This is a genomic window from Gammaproteobacteria bacterium (assembly GCA_013816845.1).
Lineage (GTDB): Bacteria > Pseudomonadota > Gammaproteobacteria > DSM-16500 > DSM-16500 > Aquicella.
On the sequence record JACDDU010000004.1, the window covers coordinates 275,751 to 292,251 of the forward strand.

A 16,501-nucleotide genomic window follows, 5' to 3' on the forward strand; every position below is an offset into this window, starting at 1 on the left:
CATGCCAGTGGTAAGAATTAAAGTTTCTGCAAAACCAACAGAGGGTCCGTTATTCCTTTTTTTATAATTTAAAATTCTTAACTCAATCAATCCTTGATTAGAATATCAAGTTAGCTCAAAGTTAACAATTTTTAAATCTAAGCAAATACTTGATTGAGTAAGAAAAAGAACTGTGTAATAAACAGCCTAAGTTTAAATTCGGCAGCTGAAGGAAATTAATATTAAGTTTATAACCGAAAAGAAGGGGAACGCTGAAAAGTTAAATTTTCAATATCAAGTTGAAGTGCATCTAATTCTGGGTCAGCAGCATTATTTAATAATTTTAAAATATCACATTGGCAACTTTGTTTGCATGCAAAAATTTCTTTAGGATCTAAAAGCGACTCATCAATAAATAGGTTAATTAATTCGGCTTCTTTACTTGAAAGAATATTTTTTATTTGGTCAAGGATGAATAAAGTATTGTTATTATCAATGGTCGTACTAATGGTATCGACATAGACTAGTAAATCGGTAAAAAATTGACGTTCAGCCGCTACATCGTATACTAACCCCTTAAAGGTTGACTCTGATTCCGAAAAAAAGGTTGGTGAATAATCTTTCGCAGAAGGGGATTTATTTTTTAATTCTTTAAGGAAGTTGGTTCCGAACACATTATCCAATTGTTTGTATGCATGTGATAAAGAAAAATCTTCAGTTAAATGCTTTGTCACAATATGATCTTTAATCATATCAAGATAAGAGGCAGGAAATTTTGGAAAAAATATTTCAACTTTTGCAATAAAATTAATGTATTCATCGATATTATATTTATCTAAAATATAAGTTTTTTCCTTTAAGTCAATACTTGTTAGTAAGCGTTTAAAAATAACTTCATTCTTTAGGAAAGATTGATGAGGATTGAGTCCTGCTAACCAACCAAGCTGAGATAAATTATCCGCACTCACGGTGGTAAAATTAGCATTGTTATCTAATTCATCCTTAAAAAAATTACCCTTTTGATTGTCTTGAGGGAAAGAAGTGCTATGGTTAAAAAAATTCGACCTCGACAATTTACCCTCGTTCAATTGGGAGACCATCTCGTAAAATTCGGGGGAAAAAAAGAATTTGGGTTCAATAGTTACTCTATCCTGATCTCGATAAGCTGGACCTGATAAGTATTCACCCACGCTTTCTAACTTAAATTGCTCAAAAATAGCATGAGCTGTAGAGGATGGAATTTCAAATGGTTTGTCAAACAATTTGGCGTCGTTAAATATTTTCGTTAATTCATTTCGCTCCAACGCCACAGTCAGGAGCTGATCCGGTTCGGGCTTAAGCGTTAATAATAATTTTTTTGCCAATTCATTATTGCCATTTTTAATGACCCAGTGAAATGCTTCTTGCGCAGGATTAGGATGTTTAGCAAGTACTGCGGTAATTAAAGGCATTTTACCATTTGCTAGGGCAAGCGATAAGGGTGTGTCTCCATTATCAGCTCTAGCAGTTGGATCGGCGTTTAATGCCAATAGTTCTCGCGTTAAAGTAAGATTGTTAGCTTTGATAGCTAAGTGCAATAAAGTATTATTTTTAAAATCTCGTTTATGAACATCGAGTTCTTTCAAAAAAAGCGCCTTCTTTTCCAAAGAAAAATCTTCTAAACCCGATTTCAAACGACCCATGTCTTTAGGTAGATGTGAAAATTCTATATTCCACATGACAAATTCTGATTGTTTATTACCGGTAAATAGATCAAAGAGGTAATGACTTAAATTTTCTGTCTGCCTATTAAAAATTTTATTATTATCTTCAACGATCCAACTTCCTTTTGACCATACAACACGTACTTCAATATTTAAATTTTTAAAATCCATAACCACGGGCCGGCTTATTGTTTGATTAATACGCTCAAACATTTCCTCCAACGCCGCAAAAAATAGTGATAATTCTGGTTCAGTATGCGTACTGGTTATAATTTTATTTTTTTTAAGGAAGGTGCTTTTAGCATTTTGAAGAGAAAATATTTTTTCTATGATTTGATCGTCATCGGCAACCGATTTAAGTTTACCAGGCGCGGTTTTTAGAGGACGCGTTATTTTTGAGCGTTGCATGGGGGGCAATCTTTCGGAAGAAACGGTTCGTGCTGTTATATTGATGAGACGTTTTGGATGCCACGATTTATCAGCTAAGTTCGCTTTTCTCTCCCACCGATCGGAATGCACTTTATCATTAAACATCTCGCCTATATAACAATTTTGACCGCGTGGAGAACCGATACTTACTTTATTAAATTTACCTTCAATATGGCCAAACAGTTTTAGAAATTTTTTTTCTTTTTTTTCGAAAACTTCTTTTATAGTATAAACTTCTTTGGACCAGGGATCACAAATAACAGCATCTTCATTCCATGCCTTAAGATCATTTAAAGGAGTTTGTGGATCTCTATTTAAAACAAGAAAAGTGTGATCATCTTCCTCGTCGAATGTAATCCGCTCGATTGAAATTTTCTCATTAATGATTGGAAGTTCAGGTAAGCCTTGGGCGGGATACTCCATCATTAATAGCAGTGCGTAAGCAGAAGTTTCAGCGCAATTTCCTATTCCATACTTTAATGCTCGGGTAGCTAACGTCTCAACAAATTCTAGCTCTCCATGTCCTCTATGAGACATGAAAGGAATTTTGCCTACCTTTTTAATTAATTTTCGAAATTTAACGTGTTTATTCAAACTTTCTATCCATACTTCTGAATCCACGAGCGGATAGCGTTCTTTATCAGCACTTAAATCTAGCTTCCATTCATACAATTCTTTGACGAGAGCCCGGTCCTGGGGCTTCGAAGGGGCGGTTCGTGATAAATCCAAGTAAAGCCTACGATGAACAACTTGCTGATCCGGATCGGGTAGATTTGAGCTATAAGGAATAAGATCCCGCGTGGTCTTTATAGCCCACTTTGCAATAGCTACAACATCTTCTACATTAGCCATAAGAGATCAATCCTCTCTATTAAATATAGACTAACATACTTAGAATGTTTTTTAGATTATTATTAGTTAAAACAATTAGTTAAGATACACATCGCAAGTTAAATCTACATATTCCAAGGCATATACGATACACGTTACGGCATATACGATACACGTTACAATGATTAAACCGATATCATTCCACAAAATATTAGCCAAACTCTTTTCCAGCATGGATATACCACGGGTTTACGAATAGGTTATAGCACAACTTTTTGTAAGGATTTTTTATTGGGCGGAGAATTTTCTGCCAATTACCAATCTGGTAATGCAAGATTTGCAAGTGGTGCTGCAACTTCGGCGTTTAATGACAAAATATATCTTAACCGTTCTCTGGAGCTTGCGATTATCCCAGGGGTTTTTATCACCGATACGACGGCTTTGTATGGAAGGGTCGGCGCATCTTATGCCTCTCTCACCAATCGCCTTAATTCGCCTGCAGGGTTTGTTCCGGTTACTGTTAACACCAATAGCAACAGTAATATAGTGGCTGGGACACTTGGGGTCGGCATTAAAAAATTTGTGACTAACAACATTGCGATTTTTTCAGAATATAACTACCATGATTATGGCACAATGGATTTTCCTGATTTTATTAATTTTACCGCAACCTACTCACATGCTGTTCGGATTTATTCACAAGAGATTACTTTTGGTGCCTCGTATTTCTTTGCTTAATTTATTGATAGTCCGTATTAACGATTATTTATAGATTTATTTTTATTTGAGACAAGCGTTGATCTGTCTTTTCATTTAGATAAACATCGGGTGGGATTTTAAAGAACATGAAAACCGTCGCTCCCACTTCCTTTCGGTTTTTAAATTTTACATGACCACCTAAATCTTGAATTTCTCGAGTAAATTGACGAAGACCTATTCCTTTACCGCCAAAGAATCCTCTATGACATACGCCATAACTATTCTTAATTTGGGGTTTAATGGTCTCGAGATTAAAAAAAATATTTTTTGGTTGCTCTATAAATCCAGGACCATTATCTTTTATCTTAATGACTATTTCATCGGACTTTTCTTGAATGACAACTGTTAGCAACATTTTATCACCCAATTTTAAATCTCGCGAAGCAAAAGCATCATAACAATTTTTAATAATTTCTTTAAAATCCTTATCTGGAAATTGTCGGCTTCCCCTAGGCGTACAAATACCTTTTTCCATCAGGGCAATAGATATGAATTCAGATAATTGTTCACAATTATCCCAAAAATCATCCTCCCCGCTTCGGCGACAAAATTCATATCGATCGGTGGATTCAACCGGTATCGAAATAGTTAATTTTTTGCGATGATCGATCATAGAATTGACCTTTTTATTATTATAAAAAAAATTTCAAATGTAATGAAATACAATAAGTTTTACACTTTTAACCAAATATAGATTTTTAATTCAAAACTTAATTTTAATCATATGAGGCATAATTTTAGCTGGACTTAAAGGTACACTATTATATAGCGATTCTTTTCAGAATCAAAAAATGATTATTTATTGGTTTAACTTAAAAATTCACTGCGCCTTATCATGAATTATTGTCATCGAGTCCATGATTTCCAAAACGACGTTCTCTTCTCGTAAAATTTTCAATGATGTCAATAAATTGATCTGGCGTAAATTCAGGCCATAGGGTGGGTACAAAGTAAAGTTCAGAGTAAGCAATTTGCCATAATAAAAAATTACTAATCCGCATATCGCCGCCCGTTCGAATGATTAAATCGGGAGGAGGCACATCAGCTAAAGCCAATTGTTTTTCGATATCTTCTTTACGAATAGGAATGCTAGCTTCACCTGCATGAATCTTATTTATTATTTTATTGACTGCTTGGACAATATCCCATTGCCCACTATAACTAATCGCAAGAATTAGACGTAAGCCGGAATTGTTTGCGGTCTGGTCTTTCAGGAACTGAACTTGGTCTTGTTCTTTGTCAGTTAATTGTTTTAAATCACCTATAAACTCTAATCGAGTATTATACTCATTAAATTTGTCAATACGCTTCAAAAGTGAATAAAATATAACTTTGAAAATGCAACGCGTTTCTTCCTTACTACGTTTCCAGTTTTCAAGACTAAATGTAAATAGAGTTAACGCCTCAATATCCAGATCTGCTGCAACTTCGCTAATGGTCCAAGCGATATCTCCGCCTTTGATATAGGCTTGTTCTGGGTTTATTTTATTATGCTTTGCCCAACGATTATTGCCATCCATAATGATGGCGACATGCCGGGGAACCCTGCTTACTTTAAAAGTTGATGTTTTACTAAATAACTTGCTTAAAAAAGGTAATATTTTCAAGGGAATTCCTTATCGTTACCTTAACTACCATTATAGCAAATACTTAGGTTACTTATGTTTATCAAATAAGTTATTTATGAGTAATGTTCCTAAATAGACCAGGCCCGCCACTTACCCTTTTCCCAAACGTACGCTCTGAATAGCACTGTATGCGCATTAAACACTAGGATTAATGATGTAAAAACCACTCTCTTACTCCTAAATAAACAACTAATCTCATTTAAATCTTTATCCCACTTATTGATCGAGGATCTATTTCAAAATGATTGAATGTAGATGTAAGTGTGCGGGTTATAATAGTCTTAAGCTAACCTTAATTTAATTGTTTCTCTCATCCTAAAAATTCTCTTTACACCAATCTATTTGAATTTAACAATGGTATTAATAATACAAATTTAATATTTTGTTAAGCTCGTTGCGGTAAAGTTTCTGCACCAATCCTTTATAAAATTCATTTATTATGACTATGCCACGTACGCCTAATTTAGATAATAGTATTGAGGAAGAATCTTTTTCATTACTGAAATCATTACCGCAGGAATTAATTCTCAATGAAGTGAGTAAACATCTTTCCATTCAGGAATTTACTGAACTCAATATTTTAGATAAAGAATTTTATCAATTCATTATTAAAAAAGAAGAATTTTGGCAAAAATTATATAAAATTCATTTTCCCCTACAGCCGATTAACAAAGATCCTAACACATCCGCTTACGATCAATATGTTGAGATGGATTTATATCACCGGTATTTTCAATTCGATTTTACTATTGCTGGGCTTTCTACCCAAGCCCAAAGTCAACTAACAGATTTTTTTAAAGATAATCCGATTAATAAGAATATTTTTCGTTATCGTCAATTATTCACTCTGGCTAAAGAAGGTGACGTAAAAGGGTTAGCGGAAAAAAAAATGCATGCTTATGAACTTTTCAGGTGTGACGCCAGCGGATATTCAATGTTACGTTATGCCGCGCAAGCAAACCATCAACTTGTTTTAGATTACTTCTATCAACTTCTTACCCATTTCTTTTTTGCTAATGAAGATTTGGGTTATGTACAGATTGAAAAGGGAGAGTTAACTCGACTTTATTGGGCAATACAGTGTCATCAGTCTGAAGAAGTAATAAAGTCACTCTTGAGCAAAGGTGCTAACTTTCAAGATACCTATTGTATCCAAGATTTTCAATTAGATGAGTCTTTGATTACTCCTTATAATTTTTATATCTCTCCTATTCATGTTGCAGCTCGTGCGGGAAATTTACCTTTCATTAAACAATTATTAGCTTCCGATCCTGCTTTGCTTGAACAAACCGCTCTCGATAAAGATAAAAAACAAGCTAATGAGTTAACCCCACTGTTTTACGCGATTCAATTAAATCATACTGCCATAATTAAATTTCTTGTACAAAATGGTGCACAACTTAACTTAACCTTATTCTATATCGCGTGCAAAACAGGTCATGCAGAAAGCGCATTGTATTTATTAAAACTACCCCAATTTGAAACTTACTTAAAACAAGTAGATTATAAACGCGCATTGCAATATGCATGTGAAGGTAAGCGGTTAAATAATGCAGAATTATTGGATGCATCCTCGTATCACGAATCAAAAAGGTATGAACTGGTAAAAGCATTTCTTCCACAGGTAACACTTTCCAAGGAAGAGGAAGTTAGTTTGGTTAGACTTGCAATTACCCATCAATATTTTTTAATTTTAGAATATTTCCTAGCGCAAAATTTTTCATTAGGTGATGACCCGTCCATTCTTTTGTTAAAAGCAGTGAAGATACCTTCTCCTCATCTTGTTAAATTACTTCTTAAGCATAAGACCATACCTTCGGTTCCGGGTACCCGTAAACGGCAACCGATACATGAAGCGTGTTTCAATGGAAGTTTATCAATTGTCAAACTATTACTTCATAACGATCCAACGCTTCTTAATCAGTCTTTTGTTATTAAAGAAAAAAATTACTATCCTCTTAACATCGCCGCCAACCTAGGCCACGCTGAGGTGGTAGATTATCTTCTTTCTAAAAATGCAAATTGCAATGCGTTATCTAACGTTAATTTTATGCCTGCCAATACTTGGACCTATCAAGAAAAAGCATTATCTCCCTTACACGATGCAGCTGCAAAAGGGTATGACGATGTAGTAATGGCATTTTTGAAATATAACCAATTTACTGACAAGGATTTAATCCAAATCAATAAGGCTCAATTAAATGCGTATACGAAAGCTTGCATTCAGTTAAAGTTGATTAGATTACAGTTAGAAGAGGGAAGCACGCCATCACGCAGTGCTTTTACTCTCTTTAGAAAGGGTGAAGCATTGCAACTCTTTACATTCCCCAATCCTTCTTCCTTGAAACCCGTGGTTGATAACTTAATTGGTTATGTCTTTAATCATTGCGATATGAGTGAGCTAGATAAATATCAGGATGATTTTAATCTTTATCCTCAATTAGCAGAAATCAAAATGATTGTTACCCGTCACCAGACGACGGACAAGTCAGCCGCACACATGAAAATCAAATAATGAAAGGAATATATTGCGATCTGTGCGAGTCATCGCTTTATGATGACAATAGACGCTTTATTTTGCTTGATAATGCCAGAGAGTAGACGTGTCTACCCTTCAAATTATAATGGGCAGTATCGGTAAAATGATTCGTGGGTAAGGGAAGATTAGACAGGTCAATAACGCTAGCATGGAGTGTTTGATTAAATAAATCATCATTTGCAACATAATGTTGATAAGATGGAACTAAAACAAGCAGAGGTTGTATCCCGGCTTCCTTGATACGATCAAATAATCCATTCAATACGCTCACCAAAAAATAATTATAGTCCTTATCGACTAAGAGAACTTTTTCTCTTTTAATAGCGTCCTCTTTGAGTGCTTTGACGGTCACATGATCACCGTTATAACAATCGACAGGCATACGATTTCCTTCCGAATCAAAATCACAGGTCAACATGAGTTGGGAGGGAATAGGGCGCATAAGATGGACTATCGCTTTAACAGGGTTGGGTTTATGTCCCACTTGCTTATAAAGTTCAGCTAAGTTATGGGTGAGGGCATGTCCTTTCGCTAAAAAAAAGTTAATATTTTTTAGGTAACTTGTTATAAATTTCGATAACAACCAAGCTTCATTTATATTTTTCGTATGATTTATTAAAAAATAAATATTTTGTGCGGTAAAGTCATCGTCATGATTGTAATGATCATAATAAAAATTGTTCTTTTCATAAAAGTCATTTTTTCGTATCGAAATGGCAATGAATTTTGGTTTTAATTTAATAGCATTCGCAACCATACTTGGGTATTGCGCAATAAAATAACCCACTGTGGCGTAATTAAAAACTTTTAATCCTGAGCGTAAAAAAAAGTTAGTATCGATATGTTGCATAGTAAGCGAATTTCCAATAAACACGACATCGGGTGATTCGTTTTGATAAAAGTAATTCATTAATCCATTCTTACCGCGCGCATCACCAAAATAATCTAGTCGACTTTCTTGCTTAGCGCGCACCCATTGGTAAGTATAATAAGCAATCCAATTAGCAATCATGTAAAACAACATGATGTTTGCAATCAAAATACATAACCTTTTTTTATAATTAGAATTTAAAGTAGATGAACTCATGACTATTACTCATCTCCATTAAAATAATAGATAGCAACATTAATCCCGCCAGTCCTGGCAAAAAAATCATGCGATCTGCAACGGGCTTCGCAATAATTTTACTAGAATTGGGCATCCATAAAATTAAGGTAAAGGCGAAGCCAAACAAAATGATTACGAGCGGATTGAATGAAGCACCCGTAAAACTTAACATAGTTGATAAGATATGTGTTGCTTCTTGCATAGTGGCTGATCGAAAGAAAACCCAAGTGATATTAATAAAATTAAATGTGATTAACCAGGATAACAAATTGGGCAATTGAAAATTAAGCTTACCAAATAAACGTTGTAACGAGAGCGCTAGGCCATGCAATAAACCCCACCATATAAAAGTCCATCCCGCTCCGTGCCAAAATCCGCCGAGAACAAAAGTTAAAATTAAATTCCGATTAATTTTTATTTCAGAAACCCGATTACCTCCCAAAGGGATGTATAAGTAATCGCGTAGAAAATGACTTAAGGTAATATGCCAGCGATGCCAAAAATCTCGAATACTTAAAGCTTGATAAGGTGAATTAAAATTTCTAGGTAAAGTAATATTGAATAATTTTGAAGCGCCGATTGCCATGTCCGTGTAGCCGCTAAAATCAAAATAAATTTGAAAGGTATAAGCAAGAGAAGTAATCCAGGCTGTCATACAATTTAAGTCATTGACATGGCTGTAACCATCATTGGCAAATAATGCAAAAGTATCTGCGAGAACGACTTTTTTAGTGAGACCTATGATAAAAAGAGCAAGCCCAAAATAAATATTTTGGTAATTAATTTTACCATTTTCTGGATTGGAAAATTGTGGCATCATTTGCGCATGATGAATGATGGGCCCTGCTAAAAGGTGGGGAAAATAACTCACAAATAAACAGTAATCGATCACGCTATATTTTTTGCCTTTATCCCGATAAAAATCAACTAAAAAAGCTATTTGTGTAAATGTAAAAAAACTAATCCCTAACGGTAAAATAATTTGACTTACAAAAAGATGACTGTTGGTGGCTATATTAATGTTGTCGACAAAAAAATTTGTATATTTAAAATACGAGAGTAATCCTAGGTTAAATAATACCCCCAAAACTAAAAAGTATTTCCGAGTTAGCGGTGCATCCTGGGACTGTATGGTATGAGCAATAATATAGTTAATCAGTATAGAAAGAATCAACAAAGGTAAATAAATCGGGTTCCACCACCCATAAAATAAAAACGAAGCAAGAACAAGAAAAATTTTAGCCGCATTAAAGCTGACACAATTTGCAAGTAAAAAATAGCTAAGGCTAGCACCGGGTAAGAATATTAAGATATAAAAAAAAGAATTAAATAGCATTCCAACCTCCCTTTTAAACGCTTTCTTGATTTGTGTCTTGGATCGGCACGGAATATAACAAAAAAACATGACACCGAATAGCTTTTAAAAGTTCAATAGCAGTTAATTCATCTTTTGAACAATCATGTCAAACTCATTTATTTTGTAGTGTTGTGTCTCCCCAAGTTATAGGGGATGAAGTTATTAATGCCAAAGTAATGGAGATGGAATATAATTTTTGAGGTTTCTAATGGATTGTTATAGTGAGGGAATATGTCGAAATGCATAATAAGTTTAGTGTGGAGCTTAAGCTGCTGCCTTATCTTTAGTTGCGAAACTGCCCATAGTCAAACCGATTATACAATTAAATCAGTTGAACGTTCGACGATCCATCCTAACAAACTTCCTTATAACATTATTTTGATCATTAATGATCAAGAAACTTATCACTTGGCTGCGGCACAAGGTTATGAGTTACCGGCACGTCAAATCTTGATGCAACGCGGCGTCACCTTTCGCAATCACTATACAGCAGCTGCAATGTGTTCACCTTCCCGCGCAACTTTTTTAACCGGCGTTCCCCCACAAATAAATGGGGTATTTGATCAAATGGAGTATCCGTTTGTTCCGGACTTAAATCCTCATCGTGCTAACATGGGTTCGATGCTAAAGTCTTTAGGGTATCGCACTGCCTATTTTGGTAAGTTCGAAATGGACAAAGCTCTACTCATCGATATAAAAGACACCACTAATTATAGTACGCTTGCTAAGCCTTATGGATTTGATCATTTTAATCCAGATGGTGATGTAGGCGGCACCCCATTGCAAGGATACAAAGATGATGTTTATTTTGTTGGCGAAGCATTGCGCTGGTTGCGCGAAAATGCATCGAATACAAGTAAGCCTCATCAACCCTTTTTTTTAGTCATAAGCTTACTTAATCCACATGATATTATGTACGCTGATGCTAATTTGCCTCAGTTACCCCCCGTGCAAAAAGCAGTAGCGCCCGTTATTTTTCCGCCACCAACCAATTTAATTTATGCCAAACATTGGCAATTTGCTTTAACCCCTTCGTTACAAGATTCACTATCAGCGCCGGGGATGCCGCAAGCTCTACTACAATATCAAACGGGCTGGTCAGAAACCTTTGGCTACATCCCGTCCGATAGAAAAGACATGTGGCAGGTTTATTATAATTATTACTTAAATGCTATTCGTGATAATGATCAACGTTTACAGCAAATTATCGACGCTATGAACGAAATGGACTTATGGAAAAATACAATTGTTATCCTCACTGCCGATCATGGTGATATGGGTGGGGCACATGGTGGTTTACGCGGTAAAGGACCAATGGCTTATGAAGAAAATGCTCATATTCCCTTAATTATTGATCATCCGCATGCGCCACCGGGCACCAGTTGCTTTTCTTTAACGAGTCATCTTGATTTATTACCTACGTTAGTCGGTCTAACCGGCGCACCGGCAGAAAAGCGTCTGGCTTTAACAAAAGAACTACCCGGTCACGATTTTTCAAGCTTGCTGACACACCCAGAAGAGATGAGTATGCGAGCGATAAGGCCCGCCGTTTTATTTAATTATGTGGGTATTTCCACCATTGACGCGAAGTATCTATTTAACAAAATGGCCTCAACTTACTTACATAAACCAGTGCCGCCGCTGACTGAAATTGATCTTAACAAAAAAGGTTTTCTCTCTTTTATTTTTGATGGTCGTTATAAATTTGCAAGATACTATGCGCCTAATGCATTTAATACCCCCCAAACATTAGAAGATATTTTAAAATATAATGAGATCCAATTGTTTGATCTCAAAACCGATCCGAATGAAAGACAGAACTTAGCGCTAGCGCCTGAAAAAAATAAAGCACTTATTTTACGGATGAATAATTTATTAAATGAAATGATCGCGAAAGAAGTCGGCGTTAATGATGGTCGTTTTTTACCTGAAAGTGTGCGGCCAAAAACCCCACCATTAACATTGAGTAGTGAAAATATTAAGCAATAGATAAAATATTTTCGATCGTTGTACGGATAGATAATGTACTGTAATGATTGTTTCGACCTTCTTGAGTGGAAGGTTTAAGCACACCATTGCGGACAAAGGCCCATGTTTTTTTGGACTCGGGATAATGGTTATTGTGGTGCGTCCAATTCTTTCCATCACCCCGTCCGTGATCGGTCGTTACAATAACGAGCGTTTGCTCATCTAATTTCATTTGTTTTAATTTTACGAATAGAGTATCAAGACTTTCATCATAAAAAGATAATGCTTGATGGTAACGTTTCAAATCCCCCGCATGTGCTGCATCATCAGCATCATCAAATGAAATCCATAAAAATTGCGGATGATACTTTTCAAAATAATGGAGCGCTTGCGCAAAAGTATATTTATCATAGCGATCTTTATTATGAGGATGATCAAGCATTTGCTGTTCATTTAAATTATGCATGGTTGCATCGGCTTGCTCGGTTTCTGGATCATAAACGGGTAAATTACCAGCATTCACATAAGTTGTTTTAGGGATGTGCTCAACAGATAATGCAATTGAAGGCCATGATGCAAATGTTGCAACTTCTTTTTTGTTTAATTCTAATCGATGGAGTATATTTTCAGCCAGGGTCTCAACCTGAATCCTGCCGCAATCGTTATTTTCACAAAGTTGCACTTTTCCAGCCATTTGACTGTGATAAGACGGAAGACTTACGGGAATTGAGGCTACTTCCATCGTGTGTCCACTATTGGGCGCGCCATAAAAAGTTCCCTGATTTGCATAAAGTGACCACAGCTTGGGGAACTTGGTATGATCCATAAAAATATCCTGCCAGCGTGTCCCATCCAGTGTAATGTAAATAACATGTGTAATTTTTTGTGCGAAGCTAAGGGGTGAGTAAAAAAGAATAAAGATAATAAGTAAACGTATTAGTCGTATCATGTCTATCTTCCTTTTATTTATATCGCACGCAATATCTGTGTAATTGTGCTATGAGTCAATTATTTTATGTGCATCAATAAGAGAGATGGAGGTACGAATTAAAATCAATCATTCATACTACGAAAAATTGCCTTATTTTATAATGAACAAGCTTAATTTGCTGATAAGACCCGCGATATTTTAAAATCCACTTTATGATTTAATCGTAACCAAGCTCTTATTCACTCCCCACCTCATCCATAAAATTGCGAGGGTGTATAAAATCAAAGTCATGATGAGCAATCCTTGATAACCAATAAGCAAAGAAGCATATTCAAGCAATCCCCCAAAAACTGCACCCAAAAGGTTGACCCCGAACGCTGTCGTCGAGTGTTCGGTTTGACGAAAGCGATCGGTAAAAATAAGATTGGCAATAAATATGGGGGTAAAAGCGAGCAGCGTCGCTGCCGGAAAACGGGAAGCAGAGTCTAAAGACAATAAGTAACTATTGGGAATAAACCACGAGACGAAGAGGCTTAAAAGTAGCAATCCATATAATAGAAGGGGATGGAGACGATATGAAAAGCGTCTGGCTTCTATAGATAAATAAACGGTCGTTAATATGCCAATAAAGACTAGCGCATTAACCAACCATGTTGTACCGAACAAAAGAGCAAAATTGATAATATTTTTAGTTTCTAAAAGTAAAAATGCAGCACCCATGATAAAAAGATCTAAATCTTTTCTAATCGACAGATAGGATCCTACGCTTAACTTAATAGCCATTAATGATGCAAACAAAATAAACAGGATAGTCCCAAGGTATAAAATCGAAATGCTATTTTGTTCTAGATAAATAAAAGGATAGTTGTCAGTGGATGGGGAACTTGACTCACCGAAATTTTGCCAATAGGTAGGACATTGAAGGGTCCCAAGTTGTGGGCTAATCGTCAACACGGTTGCCCAATAGTCTTTTTCACTATATGTCTCTAAACAAGGTGAATGGTGATAAATAGATGCTAAGGTTTGCGCGAGTCGATCAACAAACCACCGCGGATGATAATAGTTATAGATAGTAAAAACACCATTAGCTTTTAAGTGATCTTTCGCAATGGTTAAGCCTTCCATGGTATATAAATAATTCTCTAGCCGCAGTGAAGATTGACCGGGAATAAGCATCAGTGAATCGGTGAGTGCAAAGATGATCATATCGTATTGATCATGACTTTGTTGCAAAAAAGCTCTTCCATCATTAATAAACACATGCACTCTCGGATCGGCATAAGGTGCATTGGGATTCAATTTTTTCCCAAGCGCGTAGAGCATAGGATCGATCTCCACCGCATCGACTTGTTTTGCGCCTTGAGCTAACGCTATGGCAACGTCCCCACCCGTACCGGCACCTATCACTAAAACTTTATCCAAAGGTTTTTCAACGCGGTGTTGAAAGGGAAGAAAGTAAAATGGTTTAACCTGGTGACGCTGCGCGACTGATTCAATGACTTGTTGTGCCATGCCATTTACATTCACCACATATCGATCTTTCGAATACTTTTGTACTTCAATTTTGTAGTAAGAAGACCAATAATGATTGGGTGCGCTTGATTCTTTTCCAAAGGTAAAAAGCAAAGCACTTAATGCCACAACTTGCAAAATGATGATGGAAATTGAGTTGAACGATCTCATTTTCATGAAAATAAAGAGATAGAGCAAACTTATGATTATTCCCCAATAGATTGGCCTGCCATAGAAAAAGGCGAGTAATGAAAATGAAATGATTCCTAGTAAGGATCCTAAAACTTCCAACCGATAAGCTTCTAATGGCGAAAATTTTTTAAAAGCCCTTGCGACACCGTCTGCGAGCGTTGCCATTAAACCCGTTACGAGAGTGAATAGTACGGGAACCGTGATCCAAACTGGATAGACATTGTCTTTAAAGTAACGTACATGATAACTAAGATTATCAGTTATCGGATTAACTCGGGCTTGGTATTCGAAACTAAAGTAATAACAAAGACACACTAAAATGCTTAAGAGAATAGGGGAATAGTGAAATAAAGATATTGAGGATTTAGAGCGTAAAAAACCTATCCCAATTCCCAAAAAACTCGCGAGTAATACGAAATTTGAAAAGAAGAAAAGAAAATAAATGTTGGATCCTGTCCATCGGATGATAGTGAGTTCCACAAATAACATAAGAAAACTAAGCAGAATGAGGTGCACTTTATCATGGGTTAATAACAGGTATAGTGAACTGATCTTACTGGCCATTAAAATCCCTATTCGTTTCAATAAATTCCTTGTTCCGATGCTAGCTGAGCAAAAACAAATCTACAAGAGTAAGTTTATTCAAATAAATGTACTTAATTCTTTTTGCTAGATTAAAACTAACGTTGTGATATCTTGGGCCAAGTTTGCAAAGCATGAGTTAATTTTTAAATAATACAAATGGGAAGTCAGGATGAGTATTCTTAAAATTGCGGTGATGTTGTTATTTTTGTTAACCTTTAATCTTACACACGCACAATGTACTAACACCTTTAATCAAGTTAACATTCCTTTTACCCACTTTAAACTTAACCGGGGTGAATGCATTCAAGCCACCTATCAAACAGAATTTCCCTATTTTGCATCAACTCAAATGGCACATCGACGCGGCGTCACTTGCAAACAAAGTCTATGGTCAGCTTATGACCCAGCCCTAGAATGGACTTACCACAAGGTGCAATATAAACAACTCTTGCCTGCTTCCATTGGGGTTTTATACACAAATAAAGCTGATGCTACAGGTGTAGTACTGATCAGTAATGATCATGGACCGTTTCCAGTTTACATTACGTGTGAATACGATTTTCGATAAATTACAATAAGTTAGCTAGATTCTGCCTCCGATAGTGATTATGGTAAAATAGATAATTAACTTAGGGACAAACATTTCAAGGAGGAATAATCGATGAATTCTTTTAAAGCCGCTTTATTGTTAGCAATGGTCATGCTTTATGGTTGTGCCACGACCAACCAACCAGCATCCCAGCAAGGTTATGTTAACCCTTCCTATTCGCCTTCAGTAACCAATGAGGGTTATATGTATCGCAGTCCTCCACCAGCCGCAATCCAAGCAACGGGCTTAAGCGGTAGACGCTAGATTTCACAGGGTAGGAGAGACGATTGCACCGTTCTAACGTCTCTCTGAACTTGACGCTTACCTGCAACCCCCCTTTAGTTTTCATACTTCCTTTTAAAAAAACAATTCATTCAATAAGTTAGAGAAT

12 protein-coding genes are annotated in these 16,501 nt (G+C 36.0%); 5 read left to right on the forward strand and 7 right to left on the reverse strand.

Going from position 1 to position 16,501, the window contains the following annotated elements:
* Positions 1–227 precede the first annotated feature (227 nt).
* Entirely contained in the window at positions 228–2,963 is a 2,736-nt protein-coding gene (locus tag H0W64_09415) for an ankyrin repeat domain-containing protein (GenBank protein ID MBA3661935.1), read from the reverse strand.
* A gap of 174 nt (positions 2,964–3,137) precedes the next feature.
* Here H0W64_09415 and H0W64_09420 point away from each other — a divergent pair, with 174 nt between their 5' ends.
* Positions 3,138–3,680 carry an outer membrane beta-barrel protein gene (locus H0W64_09420; GenBank protein MBA3661936.1) on the forward strand — a complete coding sequence of 181 codons (543 nt, stop codon included), beginning with the start codon at positions 3,138–3,140 and terminating at the stop codon, positions 3,678–3,680.
* 28 nt (positions 3,681–3,708) lie between these two features.
* Here the strand turns inward: H0W64_09420 and H0W64_09425 are convergent, their stop codons facing one another.
* Both H0W64_09425 and uppS read right to left on the reverse strand, forming a co-directional pair.
* Entirely contained in the window at positions 3,709–4,314 is a 606-nt protein-coding gene (locus tag H0W64_09425; protein ID MBA3661937.1) for an ATP-binding protein, read from the reverse strand.
* 220 nt (positions 4,315–4,534) lie between these two features.
* Positions 4,535–5,308, reverse strand: a complete 774-nt coding sequence (gene uppS, locus H0W64_09430) for a di-trans,poly-cis-decaprenylcistransferase (GenBank protein MBA3661938.1) — start codon at positions 5,306–5,308, stop codon at positions 4,535–4,537.
* A gap of 460 nt (positions 5,309–5,768) precedes the next feature.
* Here uppS and H0W64_09435 point away from each other — a divergent pair, with 460 nt between their 5' ends.
* Positions 5,769–7,844: an ankyrin repeat domain-containing protein gene (locus H0W64_09435; protein ID MBA3661939.1), complete on the forward strand. Its 2,076-nt coding sequence runs from the start codon at positions 5,769–5,771 to the stop codon at positions 7,842–7,844.
* Positions 7,845–7,881: 37 nt separating this feature from the next.
* On the opposite strand, the gene H0W64_09440 is transcribed toward H0W64_09435, so the two are convergent.
* Complete coding sequence (locus tag H0W64_09440) at positions 7,882–8,955, reverse strand: hypothetical protein (GenBank protein MBA3661940.1); 1,074 nt, start codon at positions 8,953–8,955, stop codon at positions 7,882–7,884.
* Positions 8,930–10,312, reverse strand: a complete 1,383-nt coding sequence (locus H0W64_09445) for an MBOAT family protein (protein MBA3661941.1) — start codon at positions 10,310–10,312, stop codon at positions 8,930–8,932. Before H0W64_09445 ends, H0W64_09440 begins: the two co-directional genes overlap by 26 nt.
* Before the next feature lie 252 nt (positions 10,313–10,564).
* On the opposite strand from H0W64_09445, the gene H0W64_09450 reads away from it, so the two are divergent.
* On the forward strand, positions 10,565–12,322 hold the full coding sequence (locus H0W64_09450; GenBank protein ID MBA3661942.1) for a sulfatase-like hydrolase/transferase: 1,758 nt from the start codon (positions 10,565–10,567) through the stop codon (positions 12,320–12,322).
* Here H0W64_09450 and H0W64_09455 read toward each other — a convergent pair.
* Positions 12,312–13,250 carry an alkaline phosphatase family protein gene (locus H0W64_09455; GenBank protein MBA3661943.1) on the reverse strand — a complete coding sequence of 313 codons (939 nt, stop codon included), beginning with the start codon at positions 13,248–13,250 and terminating at the stop codon, positions 12,312–12,314. The genes H0W64_09450 and H0W64_09455 overlap by 11 nt on opposite strands.
* 192 nt (positions 13,251–13,442) lie before the next feature.
* Entirely contained in the window at positions 13,443–15,500 is a 2,058-nt protein-coding gene (locus tag H0W64_09460; GenBank protein ID MBA3661944.1) for a spermidine synthase, read from the reverse strand.
* Between the two features lie 190 nt (positions 15,501–15,690).
* On the opposite strand from H0W64_09460, the gene H0W64_09465 reads away from it, so the two are divergent.
* Together H0W64_09465 and H0W64_09470 are read left to right on the forward strand one after the other, a co-directional pair.
* The gene (locus tag H0W64_09465) at positions 15,691–16,089 is read left to right on the forward strand and encodes a hypothetical protein (GenBank protein MBA3661945.1); all 399 of its coding nucleotides are present in this window, start codon (positions 15,691–15,693) and stop codon (positions 16,087–16,089) included.
* Between the two features lie 93 nt (positions 16,090–16,182).
* Positions 16,183–16,374 carry a hypothetical protein gene (locus H0W64_09470; GenBank protein MBA3661946.1) on the forward strand — a complete coding sequence of 64 codons (192 nt, stop codon included), beginning with the start codon at positions 16,183–16,185 and terminating at the stop codon, positions 16,372–16,374.
* Positions 16,375–16,501: the final 127 nt, after the last annotated feature.